The 15950-nt window shown below is 70.1% G+C and carries 8 protein-coding genes and 3 pseudogenes; 10 read left to right on the top strand and 1 reads right to left on the bottom strand.

The features are described 5' to 3' along the window. The first annotated feature begins 377 nt into the window (after nt 1–377). From ACZ6TV_RS44205 to arfA, 10 genes and pseudogenes are all read left to right on the top strand, one after another. Complete coding sequence (locus tag ACZ6TV_RS44205) at nt 378–2474, top strand: family 43 glycosylhydrolase (RefSeq protein ID WP_465305598.1); 2097 nt, start codon at nt 378–380, stop codon at nt 2472–2474. Nucleotides 2475–2486: 12 nt separating this feature from the next. Next, a pseudogene (locus ACZ6TV_RS44200) lies at nt 2487–3395 on the top strand (glycoside hydrolase family 10 protein); the annotation flags it as partial. Nucleotides 3396–3404: 9 nt separating this feature from the next. Further along, a pseudogene (locus tag ACZ6TV_RS44195) lies at nt 3405–3932 on the top strand (RICIN domain-containing protein); the annotation flags it as partial. Nucleotides 3933–3958: 26 nt separating this feature from the next. Beyond that, nucleotides 3959–5431, top strand: coding sequence for a non-reducing end alpha-L-arabinofuranosidase family hydrolase (locus ACZ6TV_RS44190; protein ID WP_465305596.1), 1473 nt, complete (start codon nt 3959–3961; stop codon nt 5429–5431). A gap of 60 nt (nt 5432–5491) precedes the next feature. Next, nucleotides 5492–6619 (top strand): ricin-type beta-trefoil lectin domain protein, encoded by a 1128-nt coding sequence (locus ACZ6TV_RS44185; protein WP_465305594.1) that lies wholly within the window; start codon nt 5492–5494, stop codon nt 6617–6619. 2 nt (nt 6620–6621) lie between these two features. After that, the gene (locus ACZ6TV_RS44180; protein WP_465305592.1) at nt 6622–8250 is read left to right on the top strand and encodes a glycoside hydrolase family 27 protein; all 1629 of its coding nucleotides are present in this window, start codon (nt 6622–6624) and stop codon (nt 8248–8250) included. Further along, a pseudogene (locus ACZ6TV_RS44175) lies at nt 8247–8696 on the top strand (family 43 glycosylhydrolase); the annotation flags it as partial. The gene ACZ6TV_RS44180 and the pseudogene ACZ6TV_RS44175, both read left to right, overlap by 4 nt. A gap of 94 nt (nt 8697–8790) precedes the next feature. Next, the gene (locus tag ACZ6TV_RS44170) at nt 8791–10080 is read left to right on the top strand and encodes a carbohydrate-binding protein (protein WP_465305590.1); all 1290 of its coding nucleotides are present in this window, start codon (nt 8791–8793) and stop codon (nt 10078–10080) included. Nucleotides 10081–10153: 73 nt separating this feature from the next. After that, nucleotides 10154–13030 (top strand): glycosyl hydrolase family 95 catalytic domain-containing protein, encoded by a 2877-nt coding sequence (locus ACZ6TV_RS44165; protein ID WP_465305588.1) that lies wholly within the window; start codon nt 10154–10156, stop codon nt 13028–13030. A gap of 141 nt (nt 13031–13171) precedes the next feature. Beyond that, nucleotides 13172–14686: an arabinosylfuranosidase ArfA gene (gene arfA, locus ACZ6TV_RS44160; RefSeq protein ID WP_465305586.1), complete on the top strand. Its 1515-nt coding sequence runs from the start codon at nt 13172–13174 to the stop codon at nt 14684–14686. 91 nt (nt 14687–14777) lie between these two features. Here arfA and ACZ6TV_RS44155 read toward each other — a convergent pair whose 3' ends face one another. After that, nucleotides 14778–15938 (bottom strand): acyl-CoA dehydrogenase family protein, encoded by a 1161-nt coding sequence (locus ACZ6TV_RS44155; RefSeq protein ID WP_465305762.1) that lies wholly within the window; start codon nt 15936–15938, stop codon nt 14778–14780. Between the last annotated feature and the right edge of the window lie 12 nt (nt 15939–15950).

Here is a 15950-nt window from a genome sequence, read left to right as displayed (position 1 = left end):
GTCATTGATGCGACCATCCCGCCGGGCTCCGGATAACGAAAAATTGTCCCGGCAGAAATTGTTATCCTCGCCGGGTGTCGGAGGTCGTTCATTGAATTCGGCGCTTTCACCGTGCGGTTCATGTCGGATCGTGGCCCTGAGCTGCTGTTATGCGCAAATCGGCGAGTTTCGAAAATAGGATCTGCCAGACAGAACTTGATTGTTCCGCATGCTTCTGGCAACCTCGCGAAACGAGATGTGAGCGCTCCCGCCGACGCTCCCTGTGCGCTTGACCCCCTGATGTGCGACGGAAATCCGCCGTTTCCGCAGCATCCTGTTAGCGCTAACACAACATCCTGGGAAGGGCGGGCGGGCTCTCGACCGAAGGAGCAGCCCCCATGCAACCGCACACTCCGCCACCACCGGCCGCCCGCCGGCCACGCCGCTGGCGAATCGCTGCCGGCGTCCTGCTGGCCACCGTCCTCGCCGCCGCCGGCGGCATCGTGCTCAACATGACCGGCGCGGCCGCGGCCACCGTGGACACCAGCGCGTCGTACGTCCTGGTGAACCGCAACAGCGGCAAGGCCCTCGACGTGTACAACTTCGCCACCAACGACGGTGCGCGGATCACCCAGTGGGCGCGCAGCGACGCGAACAACCAGCAGTGGCAGTTCGTGGACTCCGGCGGCGGCTACTACCGCCTGAAGTCCAAGCTGTCCGGCAAGGTCCTCGACGTCTACAACCTCTCCACCGCCGACGGCGCGTCGGTCGTGCAGTGGACCGACGGCAACGGCACCAACCAGCAGTGGCGCCTCGCCGACTCCGCCGACGGCTACGTGCGGCTGATCAACCGCAACAGCGGCAAGGCCCTCGAGGTGCAGGGCGCCTCCACCGCGGACGGCGGCAACATCGTGCAGTACACCGACTGGGGCGGCAACAACCAGCAGTGGCAGCTCGTCCGCGTCGGCGGCACCACCCCGACCTCGAACCCGCCCTCCGGGCAGTACACCAACCCGGTGGTGTGGCAGGACTTCGCCGACGGCGACATCATCCGGGTCGGCGACGCCTACTACTACTCCGCCTCCACCATGCACTACTCGCCGGGCGCGCCGATCCTGCGCTCCTACGACCTGGTCAACTGGGAGTACGCCGGACACTCGGTGCCCAGACTCGACTTCGGCTCCGGCAACTACGACCTCAGCGGCGGCCGCGCCTACGTCAAGGGCATCTGGGCCTCGACGCTGAACTACCGCAAGAGCAACAGCACCTACTACTGGCTCGGCTGCGTCGAGTTCAACCGGACCTACGTCTACACGGCCTCCGCCGTGGACGGCACCTGGCAGAAGCGGTCGCAGATCAACAACTGCTACTACGACGCGGGCCTGCTCGTCGACGACAACGACACCATGTACGTCGCGTACGGCAACAGCACCCTCAGCGTGGCCCAGCTGTCCGCCGACGGGCTCAGCCAGGTCCGGACCCAGCAGGTGTTCACCACGCCGTCGAGCGTGGGGACCCTGGAGGGTTCGCGGTTCTACAAGCGCAACGGCAGCTACTACATCTTCGTCACCCGGCCCGCCAACGGGCAGTACATCCTCAAGTCGAGCAGCCCGTGGGGCCCGTACGAGATGCGGCAGGTCCTGCTGAACATGCCGAGCCCGATCTCCGGTGGCGGCACCCCGCACCAGGGCGGCCTCGTGCAGACGCAGAACGGCGACTGGTACTACATGTCCTTCGTGGACGCCTACCCCGGCGGCCGCGTCCCCGCGCTCGCGCCGATCACCTGGACCGCCGACGGCTGGCCGGTCGTGCAGACCGTCAACGGCGGCTGGGGCGCCACCTACCCGAAGCCGAACATCAGCACGACGAAGACGGTCAAGCCGATGACCGGCGCCGACACGTTCACGTCCGCGGCGCTCGGCTCGCAGTGGGAGTGGAACCACAACCCCGACACGTCGAAGTTCTCCACCGGCAGCGGGCTGCGGCTGCAGACCGCCACCGTCACCAACGACCTGTACGCGGCCCGCAACACCCTGACCCACCGCATCCAGGGCCCGACGTCGACGGCGACCATCGAACTGGACTACTCCACGATGGCCGACGGCGACCGGACCGGCCTGGCGATGCTGCGCGACTCCTCGGCGTGGATCGGCGTCCGGCGCGACGGCGGCACCACCCGGGTCTCGATGGTCAACGGCCTGACCATGAACAGCAGCTGGGGCACCAGCAGCACCGGCACGGAAGCGGCGAGCGCTGCGGTCTCCGGCGGACGGATCTGGCTGCGGGCCACCGCCGACATCCGGCCCGGCAGCGGCCGGCAGGCCAGGTTCTCCTACAGCACCGACGGCACGACCTTCACCCCGCTCGGCTCCGCGCTGACGCTCAACAACGCGTGGCAGTTCTTCATGGGCTACCGCTACGCGATCTTCAACCACGCCACCCGCGCGCTCGGCGGCGCCGTCACCGTGCGCCGCTTCGAGATGACCACCCCGTAGGAAGGACCGATCGTGCGCAAACGTGTGATCCTGCCGCTGATCGCGGCGACCGTGGTCGCCGCCGGCACCGCGGTGTTGTTCAACGGCTCCGCCGACGCCGGCACCACGCTGGGCACCTCAGCGGCGGAGAAGGGCCGCTACTTCGGCGCCGCCGTCGCCGCCGGGAAACTCGGTGACAGCACGTACACCGGCATCCTCGACCGCGAGTTCAATGCCGTCACGCCCGAGAACGAGATGAAATGGGACGCGACCGAGCCGTCGCAGGGGCAGTTCCGCTACACCGGCGCCGACCAGATCGTCGCGCACGCCCAGGCACACGGCCAGAAGGTCCGCGGGCACACCCTGGCCTGGCACTCCCAGCAGCCCGGCTGGGCGCAGAACATGTCCGGCAGCGCGCTGCGCACCGCGATGGTCAACCACATCACCCAGGTCGCGACGCACTTCAAAGGCAGGATCTACGCCTGGGACGTGGTGAACGAGGCGTTCGCCGACGGCGGCGGCGGAGGCCGGCGCGACTCCAACCTGCAGCGCACCGGCAACGACTGGATCGAGGTCGCGTTCCGCACCGCGCGGGCCGCCGACCCGGCCGCGAAGCTCTGCTACAACGACTACAACACCGACGGCGTCAACGCCAAGAGCACCGGCATCTACAACATGGTCCGCGACTTCAAGTCCCGCGGCGTGCCGATCGACTGCGTCGGCTTCCAGTCCCACCTCGGCGGCCTGCCGTCCGGGGACTACCAGGCCAACCTGCAACGCTTCGCCGACCTCGGCGTCGACGTGCAGATCACCGAGCTCGACATCTCCGGCAGCAACCAGGCGCAGGCGTACGCCAACGTGGTCAAGGCCTGCCTCGCCGTCACCCGCTGCACCGGCATCACCGTGTGGGGCATCCGCGACAGCGACTCCTGGCGCACCGGCGAGAACCCGTTGCTGTTCAACGCCTCCGGCGCGAAGAAGGCCGCCTACACCTCGACGCTCACCGCGCTCAACGCCGGCACCAACCCCAACCCGACCGGATCCACCGGCGTCGACACCAGCGCCTGGTACGTGCTCGTCAACCGCAACAGCGGCAAGGCCGTCGACGTCTACAACTTCTCCACCGCCGACGGCGGCCGGATCACGCAGTGGGCGCGCACCAACGGCAACAACCAGCAGTGGCAGTTCGTCGACTCCGGCGGCGGCTACTACCGGATCAAGTCCCGGCACTCCGGCAAGGTGCTGGACGTCTACAACTTCTCCACCGCCGACGGTGGGTCGGTCGTGCAGTGGACCGACGGCAACGGCACCAACCAGCAGTGGCGCCTCGCGGACTCCGGCAACGGCTACGTGCGGCTGATCAACCGCAACAGCGGCAAGGCCCTCGAGGTGCAGGGCGCCTCGACGGCCGACGGCGGCAACGTCGTGCAGTACGCCGACTGGGGCGGCAACAACCAGCAATGGCAACTCGTCCGCATCTGACCCTCCCAAGGAGCACACCCCGCATGAACAGACGCCTCGGCCTCACCGCCGTGGTCGTGACAGCGCTCGCCGGCGCCGTCGTGACCGCCGTCAACATGACCTCCGCCGCGGCCGCCACCGTGGACACCAGCGCGTCGTACGTCCTGGTGAACCGCAACAGCGGCAAGGCCCTCGACGTGTACAACCTGGCGACCAACGACGGCGCTCGGATCACCCAGTGGACGCGCAACGACCAGGCGCAGCAGCAGTGGCAGTTCGTGGACTCCGGCGGCGGCTACTACCGCCTGAAGTCCAAGCTGTCCTCCAAGGTCCTGGACGTGTACAACTTCTCCACCGCCGACGGCGCGTCCGTCGTGCAGTGGAGCGACCTGAACGGCACCAATCAGCAGTGGCGGCTGTCGGACTCCTCCGGCGGGTACGTGCGGCTGATCAACCGCAACTCCGGCAAGGCCCTCGAGGTGCAGGGCGCCTCGACCGCGGACGGCGGCAACGTCGTGCAGTACGCCGACTGGGGCGGCAACAACCAGCAGTGGCAGCTCGTCCGCGTCGGCGGCACCACCCCGACCACCCCCGGCACCACGGGCAGCGGCTGCACACTGCCGTCGACGTACCGCTGGTCGTCGACCGGTTCGCTGGCCAACCCGAAGTCGGGCTGGGTGTCGCTGAAGGACTTCACCAACGTCGTCTACAACGGCCGGCACCTCGTCTACGCCACGACGCACGACACCGGGTCGACGTGGGGATCGATGAACTTCGGGCTCTTCACCAACTGGTCCGACATGGGCTCCGCTGCCCAGAACGGCATGAACTTCGGAGCGGTCGCGCCGACCCTGTTCTACTTCGCGCCGAAGAACATCTGGGTCCTCACCTACCAGTGGGGCGGGGCCGCGTTCAACTACCGCACCTCCAGCGACCCGACGAACGCCAACGGCTGGTCCGCGCCGCAGACGCTGTTCTCCGGCAGCATCTCCGGCTCCGGTACCGGTCCGATCGACCAGACCATCATCGGCGACAGCACGACCATGTACCTGTTCTTCGCCGGTGACAACGGCAAGATCTACCGGGCGAGCATGCCGATCGGGAACTTCCCCGGCAGCTTCGGCTCCTCCTACACCCAGATCATGAGCGACACGACGAACAACCTGTTCGAGGGCGTCGAGGTGTACAAGGTGCAGGGCCAGAACCAGTACCTCATGCTCGTCGAGGCCATCGGCGGCCAGGGCCGCTACTTCCGCTCGTTCACGTCCTCCAGCCTGAGCGGCTCGTGGACCCCGCAGGCCGCCACCGAGAGCAACCCGTTCGCGGGTAAGGCCAACAGCGGCGCGACCTGGACCAACGACATCAGCCACGGCGACCTGGTCCGCAGCAACCCCGACCAGACCAAGACCGTCGACCCGTGCAACCTGCAGCTGCTGTACCAGGGCCGCGCGCCGAGCTCCGGCGGCGACTACGGCCTGCTGCCGTACCGCCCGGGCGTGCTGACCCTGCAGCGCTAGTCGTTCCCCCGGCCGGCCGCCTCCCGGGGCGGCCGGCCCTCCCTTTCAGGAGGCACCGCCATGCGCACGGCACGACACTGGCTCATCGCCGCGGCCCTGACCGCCGCGCTCACCGCGGCGGGCGCCGCGGCCCTGACCGCTCCCGCCTCGGCGGAGTCCAACGGCGGCGTACGGATCATGCCGCTCGGCGACTCGATCACCGAGGGCACCCAGGTCCCCGGCGGCTACCGCACCGGCCTGTGGCAGCGGCTCGCCGCCGGCGGCTACCGCAACGACTTCGTCGGCTCCCAGTTCAACGGGCCGGCATCGCTGTGGGACCACGACCACGAAGGCCACCCCGGCTGGCGGATCGACCAGATCGACGCCAACATCACCGGCTGGCTGCGCACCACCACCCCGCGCACCGTCCTGCTGCACATCGGCACCAACGACATCCTGCAGAACTCCAACGTGGGCGGCGCGCCCGGCCGGCTCTCCACCCTCGTCGACCACATCACCGCCGCCGCGCCGAACGCCGACGTGTTCGTCGCCAGCATCATCCCGCTGAGCAACAGCGGCCAGGAGACGGCGGCCCGCACCTTCAACGCCACCATCCCCGGCATGGTGCAGAGCAAGGTCAACGCCGGCAAGCGGGTCCACTTCGTCGACCTGCACGCCGCGCTGACCACCGCCGACCTCATCGACGGTATCCACCCCACCGCCGGCGGCTACGACAAGATGGCCGCCACCTGGTTCACCGCGCTGCGGGCCGTCCCCGGCAGCATCGGCGACCCGGGCACCCCCACCAGCCCTTCCACCCCGACCGGCGGCACCGGCAACACGCTGGTGAGCGCCGCCTCCGGGCGCTGCCTCGACGTGCCGGGGAGCAACTCGGCCAACGGCACCCAGCCGATCATCTGGGACTGCAACGGCGCGGCCAACCAGCGCTGGACGCTCAACGGCCAGGCGCTGCAGTCGCTCGGCAAGTGTCTCGACTCGCCCACCGGCGCGACCGCCGGCAGCAAGGTCCAGCTGTGGGACTGCCGCGGCGGGACGAACCAGCGCTGGAGCCTCAACGCCAACGGCACGATCAGCAACGCGCAGTCGGGCCTGTGCCTCGACGTCGCCGGCAACGCCACCGCCAACAACACCCCCGTACAGCTGTGGACCTGCACCGCGGCGGCGAACCAGCGCTGGACAAGGAGATGAGCATGAGACGTATCGGTGTCCTCGCGGCCGCGGCGGCCGTGCTGACCGCGGGCATCCTCGCCGCCGTCGTTCGCGGCCCGGACGCGCAGGCCCTGGAGAACGGCGTGGCCCGCACGCCGCCGATGGGTTGGAACAGTTGGAACACGTTCGGCTGCAACATCAATGACGGGTTGATCCGGCAGATGGCCGACTCGATCGTCAGCAGCGGGATGCGGGACCTGGGCTACAAGTACGTGGTCGTCGACGACTGCTGGATGAACTCGACCCGCGACGCGCAGGGCAACCTGCAGGCCAACGCCAGCCGGTTCCCGAACGGGATGAAGGCACTGGGCGACTACCTGCACTCCCGCGGGCTGCTGTTCGGCATCTACCAGGCGCCGCTGGACAAGACCTGCGCGCAGTACTTCGGCAGCTACCCCGGCGCGACCGGCGCGCAGGGGCACGAGGCGCAGGACGCCCGCCAGTTCGCGGCCTGGGGCGTGGACTACCTGAAATACGACTGGTGCTCGCCCAGCGGCACGATCACCGAGCAGGTCACCACCTTCGCGAAGATGCGCGACGCGCTCGCCGCGACCGGCCGGCCGATCGTGTACAGCATCAACCCGAACAGCATCCACGCCAAGACCGGCCCGCAGCGCAACTGGGGCGACGTGGCCAACCTGTGGCGTACCACCGAGGACATCACGAACACCTGGGACTCGGGCCAGACCAACGGCTACCCGATGGGCATCCAGAACATCGTCAACGTCACCGTCCCGCTCGCCGGCTACGCCGCGCCCGGCCGGTTCAACGACCCCGACATGCTCGAGGTCGGCCGCGGCGGCATGACCGACACCGAGATGCGCAGCCACTTCGCGCTGTGGGCGATGATGGCCTCGCCGCTCATCGCGGGCAACGACATCCGCTCGCAGAGCTCCGCGACCGCGACGATCCTGAAGAACCAGAACCTGATCGCGATCAACCAGGACAGCCTCGGCCTGCAGGCGACCCAGGTCTCCAACGACGGCACCCGCCGCGTCCTGGCAAAGCGGCTCGCCGGAGGTGACGTCGCGGTCGCCCTGTTCAACCAGAGTGCCTCCGCGACGACGGTCAGCACGACCGCCGCGGCGATCGGCAAGTCAGGCAGCTCGTTCACGCTGCGCGACGCGTGGACGAACACCACGAGCACGACGACCGGCGGCATCAGCGCGACCGTGCCGGCGCACGGCACCGTCGTGTACCGGGTCAGCGGCGGCGGGACCACCACACCGCAGGCCGGGTCGACGCTGGTCAGCGCTGCGTCCGGACGCTGCCTGGACGTGCCGAACGGCAGCACCACCAACGGCACACAGCCGGTCATCTGGGACTGCAACGGCGGCACCAACCAGCGCTGGACCGTCAACGGCGCCACGCTGCAGGCGCTCGGCAAGTGCCTCGACGCCCCTGTCGGTGCCACCGCTGGCGCCAAGGCGCAGCTGTGGGACTGCAACGGCGGCACCAACCAGCAGTGGACCCTCAACGCCGACGGCACCATCCGCGGCACTGCGTCCGGGCTGTGCCTCGACGTCGACCACAACCTCACCGCCAACGGCACCGTGGTGCTGCTGTGGACGTGCACGGCCGCGGCGAACCAGCGCTGGACGAGGGGATGACGATGCGAAGACTCGCCGGACTGCTCACCGCGGGCCTCCTGCTCCTCGGCGGCACCGCCGTCGTCGTGGCCGCCGCCATGCCCGCGGCCCTGGCCGACAACCCGATCGTGCAGACCGTCTACACCGCCGACCCGGCACCGCTCGTGTACAACGGCCGGGTCTACCTGTACACCGGCCACGACGAGGACAACTCGACCTACTTCACCATGAAGGAGTGGCGGGTCTACTCCTCCGCCGACATGGTGAACTGGACCGACCACGGTTCGCCGATGAACCTCGCCACGTTCGGCTGGGCCAGTGCCAACGCGTGGGCCGGCCAGGTGGTCAACCGCAACGGCAAGTTCTACTGGTACGTGCCGGTGACGAACCGCGCGACCGGCCGGATGGCCATCGGCGTCGGCGTGTCCAGCAGCCCGACCGGGCCGTTCACCGACGCCATCGGCAGGCCGCTGGTGGAGAACAACGAGATCGACCCGACCGTCTTCGTCGACGACAACGGGGCAGGCCTACCTGTACTGGGGCAACCCGAACCTCTGGTACGTGCGGCTGAACACCGACATGATCTCCTACTCCGGAGGCGTGACCCAGATCCCGCTCACCACGTCGGGGTTCGGCGCCCGCACCGGCAACGCGAGCCGGCCCACCCTGTACGAGGAGGGACCCTGGGTCTACAAACGCAACGGCCTCTACTACAACGTGTTCGCGGCGAAGTGCTGCTCGGAATTCATCGGCTACTCCACCGCCCCGGGCCCGACCGGGCCGTGGACCTACCGCGGCACCGTCATGCCGACGCAGGGTGGCAGCTTCACCAACCACGCCGGCGTCATCGACTACAACGGCGGCTCGTACTTCTTCTACCACAACGGCGCGCTGCCGGGCGGCGGCGGCTACACGCGTTCCGTCGCGGTGGAGAGGTTCAGCTACAACGCCGACGGCACCATCCCGACGATCACCATGACCAGCGCGGGCGCACCGCAGATCGGCACGCTCAACCCGTACGTGCGGCAGGAGGCCGAGACGATCGCCTGGGAGACCGGCATCGAGACCGAGGCCTCCAGCGAGGGCGGTATGAACGTCGGCTGGATCGAGAACAACGACTCGATCAAGGTCAAGGGCGTCGCGTTCGGCGGCGGTGCCGCGTCGTTCACCGCCAGGGTCGCCTCCGCCACCAGCGGCGGCCGCATCGAAGTGCGCCTCGACGGCGTGAACGGCCCGCTCGCCGGCACCTGCACCGTCGCGGGCACCGGCGGCTGGCAGAACTGGACCAGCGTCACCTGCCCGGTGAGCGGCGCGACCGGGACCCGTGACCTGTTCCTGAAGTTCACCGGCGGCAGCGGCAACCTGTTCAACGTCAACTGGTGGCAGTTCGCCGGCGGCGGGAGCGGCGACGGGAACCTGATCACCAACGGTTCCATGGAGAGCGGCACATCCGGCTGGGCGACGTTCGGCAGCGGGACCTTGTCGGCGAGCACCGCCACCGCGCACGGCGGCACCCAGTCGCTGCAGATCAACGGGCGCACCGCCGCATGGAACGGCCCCGGCCAGGACGTGACGTCCAAACTGGCCAACGGCCGGACCTACACGACGAGCGCCTGGGTCCGCACCGGCAGCGGCAGCCCGAGCGCCAAGGCGATGCTGGCCGTCACCGCGAACGGCACGACCAGCTACATCCAGCTCGCCCCGGCGACCGCGGTGAACTCCGGCGGCTGGACCCTGCTGTCCGGCACGTCGACGGTGTCGTGGACAGGCACGCTGACCGGCGCCACCTTCTACGTGGAAACCACCAGCGGCACGGACAACCTCTACCTCGACGACGTCTCGATGCAGTAGAAGACGCGATTCGCTTCCCCGGGCAACGCGGCTTCGCGGCCGCGTTGCGTCCGCCACGGCAAAGGAGCATCCCGTGCAGCACGAGCACACCGAACACCACACCCCCTCGTCGTCCGACCCGACCCGCAGACAGGTCCTGATCGCCGGTGCCGTGATCGCCGGCGCGGCGCTGCCACTGCCGTGGACGGCGTCACCCGCGTCGGCCGCGGCCCCGCCGGAGGTCAGCGCCGCGAACGGCCTCGCCCTGTGGTACGAGCAGGCCGCCGGCACCGACTGGCTACGCGCCCTGCCGGTCGGCAACGGGCGCCTCGGCGCCATGGTGTTCGGCAACGTCGACGTGGAGCGGTTGCAGCTCAATGAGGACACCATGTGGGCCGGTGGCCCCTACGACCAGAGCAACCCGCGCGGCGCCGCGGCCCTCGCCCAGATCCGGCAGCTGGTGTTCGCCAACCAATGGGGTCAGGCGCAGACCCTCATCGACCAGAACATGCTGGGCATCCCGTCGGAGCAGCTGGCGTACCAGACGGTCGGCAACCTCCGGCTGACGTTCGCGGCCGGCGGCTCGGGCGTGTCGCAGTACACGCGGTTCCTCGACCTGACCACGGCCGTGGCCGGCGTCAGCTACCTGCAGAACGGTGTGCGGTTCCGGCGGGAGGTGCTCGCCAGCGCGCCGGACCAGGTGATCGCGGTCCGCCTGACCGCGGACCGGGCCGGGTCAATCACCTTCTCCGCCGCGTTCGACAGCCCCCAGCGCACGACGCTGTCCAGCCCGGACGCGGTGACGGCCGCCGTCGACGGGGTCTGCGGCGACCAGCGCGGGCTGACCGGCAAGGTGCGGTTCCGCGGGCTCGCCCGCGCGGTCGCCGACGGCGGCACCGTCAGCAGCTCCGGCGGCACGTTGCAGGTCCGCGGAGCCGACAGCGTCACGCTGCTCGTGTCGATCGGCACGAGCTACGTCAACTATCGTGACACGAGCGGGGATCATCAGGGCAGGGCCCGGTCGTTCCTCGACGCGGCCGCCGCCCGGACCTGGGACCAGCTGCGCAGCCGGCACGTCGCGGACTACCAGCGGCTGTTCAACCGCACGACGCTGGACGTCGGCCGGACCTCCGCCGCCGACCAGCCCACCGACGTGCGGATCAGCCGGCACGCCTCCACCGACGACCCGCAGTTCGCGGCGCTGCTGTTCCAGTTCGGCCGGTACCTGCTGATCTCGTCCTCGCGGCCGGGCACCCAGCCGGCGAACCTGCAGGGCATCTGGAACGACTCGCTGAGCCCGTCGTGGGACTCCAAGTACACGATCAACGCCAACCTGCCGATGAACTACTGGCCGGCGGACACGACGAACCTCGCGGAGTGCTTCGAGCCGGTGTTCGGCATGATCCGTGAGCTCGCGGTGACCGGGGCCCGCACCGCCCAGGTGCAGTACGGCGCCGGGGGATGGGTGACGCACCACAACACCGACGGGTGGCGCGGGTCGTCGGTCGTCGACGGGGCGCTGTGGGGCATGTGGCAGACCGGCGGCGCGTGGCTGTCCACGCTGATCTGGGAGCACTACCAGTTCACCGGCGACGTCGCCTTCCTGCAGGCCAACTACCCGGCGATGAAGGGGGCCGCGCAGTTCTTCCTCGACACCCTGGTCGAGGAGCCGTCACTGCGCTACCTGGTGACCAACCCGTCCAACTCACCGGAGCTCGCCCACCACTCGGGGGTCAGCGTGTGCGCCGGGCCGACCATGGACAACCAGATCCTGCGGGACCTGTTCAACGCGGTCGCGCAGGCCGCCCAGGTGCTCGGCGTCGACGCCGACCTGCGGACCCGGGTGCTGGCCACCCGCGACCGGCTCGCACCGATGAAGGTCGGCTCCCGCGGCAACATCCAGGAGTGGCTGTACGACTGGACCGAGACCGAGCTGAACCACCGGCACGTCTCACACCTGTACGGCCTGCACCCCAGCAACCAGATCACCAGGCGCGGCACCCCCACGCTGTACAACGCCGCCCGCCGCACCCTGGAACTGCGCGGCGACGACGGCACCGGGTGGTCCCTCGCCTGGAAGATCAACTACTGGGCGCGGCTGGAGGAAGGGACCCGCGCGCACGACCTGCTGCGGCTGCTGGTGACCACGGCCAGGCTCGCACCGAACATGTTCGACCTGCACCCGCCGTTTCAGATCGACGGCAACTTCGGCGCCACCTCGGGCATCGCCGAGATGCTGCTGCACAGCCACAACGCCGAGCTGCACGTGCTGCCGGCGCTGCCCGCGGCCTGGCCCGCAGGGCAGGTGCAGGGCCTGCGCGGCCGGGGCGGCTACACCGTGGGCGCCCGATGGAGCGGCGGACAGGCCGCCGAGATCACCGTCCGGTTCGACCGGGACGGCACCGTCAAGGTCCGCAGCCGGTCGCTCACCGGAACGGTCACGGTCGTCGACACCACGACCGGCGGCACCGTCACCGTCACCCGGCCGGAGGCCGACGTCGTCCAGCTGCCCGGCCTGGCCGGCCGCAGCTACCGCGTGACGGCGCAGGTACCGGCGCAGACGTGGACGCGCATCGGCAACGCGACCACCGGTCTGGTGCTCGACAGCGGCGGCAACGTCGCCGCCGGCTCCGTGCTCAAGCAGTGGAACTGGGACGGCAGCAGCAACCTGCAGTGGCAGCTGGCCGACCTCGGCAGCGGCTGGGTCCGCATCGTCAACCGCACCAACGGCCTGGTGCTGGACAGCGCCGGCAACACCGCCAACGGCGCGCCGTGCCGGCAGGCGGCCTGGACCGGTGGCGTGAACCAGCAGTGGCGGCTCAACGACGTCGGCAACGGCCGCCGGCAGATCATCAACCGCGGCACCGGGACCGCGCTGGACGGCATGGGCAACGCCTCGGCCGGCTCCACCGTCGCGTTGTGGGCGCCCAACACCAACACCAACAACCAGTGGACCGTGACCGCGCTCTGAGCACCCACCGCAGCAAGGAGATCCTGACGCGACCGGTGCGATCTGGTGCTGGTCACCGCCGGCCGTTGTTGATGGGATGTGCGCTGAGCCCACGACGCCGGTGTCGTCGGCCGCCGTGGACACGTCGGTCCAGGAGGACGCATGCAGCTTGCGAGGGTCACGGTCGATCCGGCGTTCGTCGCCGGGCCGGTTCGCCGGCGTACGTTCGGCTCGTTCGTCGAGCACCTCGGCCGGTGCGTCTACACCGGGCTGCACGACCCCGGACACCCGACCGCCGACGTGGACGGGTTCCGGGGTGACGTCGTCGACCTGGTCCGGGAGCTGGGTGTCAGCACGGTGCGGTACCCGGGCGGGAACTTCGTGTCCGGGTACCGCTGGGAGGACGGCGTCGGCCCGCGGATGGACCGGCCGGCGCGGCTCGACCTCGCCTGGCACTCGACCGAGCCGAACACCGTCGGCGTCGACGAGTTCGTCCGCTGGGCGCGCAAGACCGGCGTCGAGCCGATGATGGCGGTCAACCTCGGCACCCGGGGCATCCAGGAGGCGCTGGACCTGCTGGAGTACTGCAACGTGCGGGGTGGCACGGCCTGGTCGGACCGGCGGCGGGCCAACGGCGCCGAGCAGCCGCACGGCATCCGGATGTGGTGCCTCGGTAACGAGATGGACGGCCCGTGGCAGCTCGGGCACAAGACGGCGCACGAGTACGGGCGGCTCGCCGCCGGGACGGCGCGGGCGATGCGGCAGCTCCAGCCGGACCTGGAGCTGGTGGCGTGCGGGTCGTCCGGGCCGGGCATGCCCACGTTCGGGGAGTGGGAGCGCGTCGTCCTCGGCGAGACCTACGACGTCGTCGACCTGATCTCGGCGCACGCCTACTACTGCGAGGAGGACGGCGACCTCGCGTCGTTCCTCGCCTCGGCGGTGGACATGGACCACTTCATCGAGTCGGTCGTGGCCACCGCGGACGCCGTCCGGGCCGCCCGGAAGACGGGCAAGCGCATCCACCTGTCGTTCGACGAGTGGAACGTCTGGTACGCCAAGCGCGCCGAGTCCCGCCCGCCGTCCGGCGACGACTGGCCGGTCGCCCCCGTGCTGCTGGAGGACCGTTACAACGTCGCCGACGCCGTCGTGGTCGGCAATCTGCTGATCTCGTTGCTGCGGCACACCGACCGGGTCCACGCGGCGTCGCTGGCCCAGCTGGTCAACGTCATCGCGCCGATCATGACCGAGCCGGGCGGGCCGTCCTGGCGGCAGACGACGTTCCATCCGTTCGCGCTGACCGCCCGGCACGCCGCCGGAGAGGTGCTGCGCGTCGCGATCGACGCGCCGGTCCACGACACGGCCCGATTCGGTGCGGTGCCGGTCGTCGACGCCGTCGCCACGTACGAGCCGGACCCGGGCGGGCTGGTGCTGTTCGCCGTGAACCGGTCGACGACCGGGCCCGTCGGCCTGACCGTCGAACTGCGCGGCCTCCCCGCGCCGCGGGTCGTCGAGGCGCTGACCCTGTCCAGTCCCGACCACACGTGGTCGGCGACGGCGGACGACGCGACGACCGTCCTGCCGCGCGGCAACCCGTCGGCGACGCGAGACCCGGACGGTGTGCGGGTCGAGCTGCCGCCGGTGTCCTGGACGATGCTGCGCCTCGAGTTCCCCGAATGATCACGACGCGGGCGTTGGCGGGCACGCTGGAGGCGCCCGCCCGGAGCGCCCGTACCTGACCCGACCGGCATCCTGGAGCCGGGTGTCGCTGTCAGCGGAAGGCGGCGTGGCCGGTCACGGTTTGGCCGATGATCAGCTGGTGGACCTCCGAGGTGCCTTCGTAGGTCAGGACGGACTCGAGGTTCGACGCGTGGCGCAGTACCGGGTAGTCCAGGGTGATGCCGGCGGCGCCGAGGATGGTGCGGCACTCGCGGGCGATGGCGATCGCCTCCCGGGTGCTGTTGAGCTTGCCCAGGCTGATCTGGCGGTGGTCCAGGGTGCCGGCGTCCTTCAGCGCCGCCAGTTGCAGCGCGAGCAGGAAGCCCTTGCCGAGCTCCAGGGTCATGTCGGCGAGTTTCAGCTGGGTCGCCTGATAGGCGGCGAGGGGCCGGTCGAAGATCTCGCGGCTGCCGGCGTACGCGATGGTCGTGGACAGGCAGTCGTGCGCCGCGCCGAGGGCGCCGAAGACGATGCCGAAGCGGGCCTCGTTGAGGCAGGACAGCGGGGCCGACAAGCCGGTCGCGCCGGGCAGCATCGCGTCGGCGGGCAGCCGTACCCCGTCGAGGACCAGCTCGGCGGTGACGGAGGCGCGCAGGGAGAGCTTGCGGGTGATCTCCGGGGCCGCGAAGCCGGGTGTGCCGGCGGGCACCAGGAAGCCGCGGACACCGTCGTCGGTGCGGGCCCAGACGACGGCGACGTCGGCGACCGAGCCGTTGGTGATCCACATCTTGGTGCCGTCGAGGATCCAGTCGGAGCCGTCGCGGCGGGCGCGGGTGCGCATGCCCGACGGGTCGGAGCCGAAGTCGGGCTCAGTCAGCCCGAAACAGCCGATCGCCGTGCCGCTCGCCATGGCCGGCAGCCACTGCTCGCGCTGGGTCTCCGAGCCGTAGCGGTGGATGGCGTACATCGCCAGGGAGCCCTGCACGGAGACCAGCGAGCGCAGGCCCGAGTCGGCCGCCTCCAGCTCGAAGCAGGCCAGCCCGTAGGCGAGGGCGGAGGTGCCCGCGCAGCCGTAGCCCCGCAGGTGCATGCCGAGCACGCCGAGGTCGCCGAGTTCCCGGGCGAGGTCGCGGACCGGGATGCTGCCTTCCTCGTACCAGCCGGCGATGTGCGGCCGGATCCGCCGGCCGACGTAGGTGCGCACGGCCTCGCGCAGGGCGCGGCTCTCGTCGTCGATGCGGCCGTCGACGCCGAAGTAGTCCAGCACGGGCAGGGTCGCGGGCGG

The organism is Dactylosporangium sp. NPDC051087 (assembly GCF_055586325.1).
Note: the sequence above shows the minus strand (reverse complement) of the source record. Positions and strands in the feature narration are given on the sequence as shown.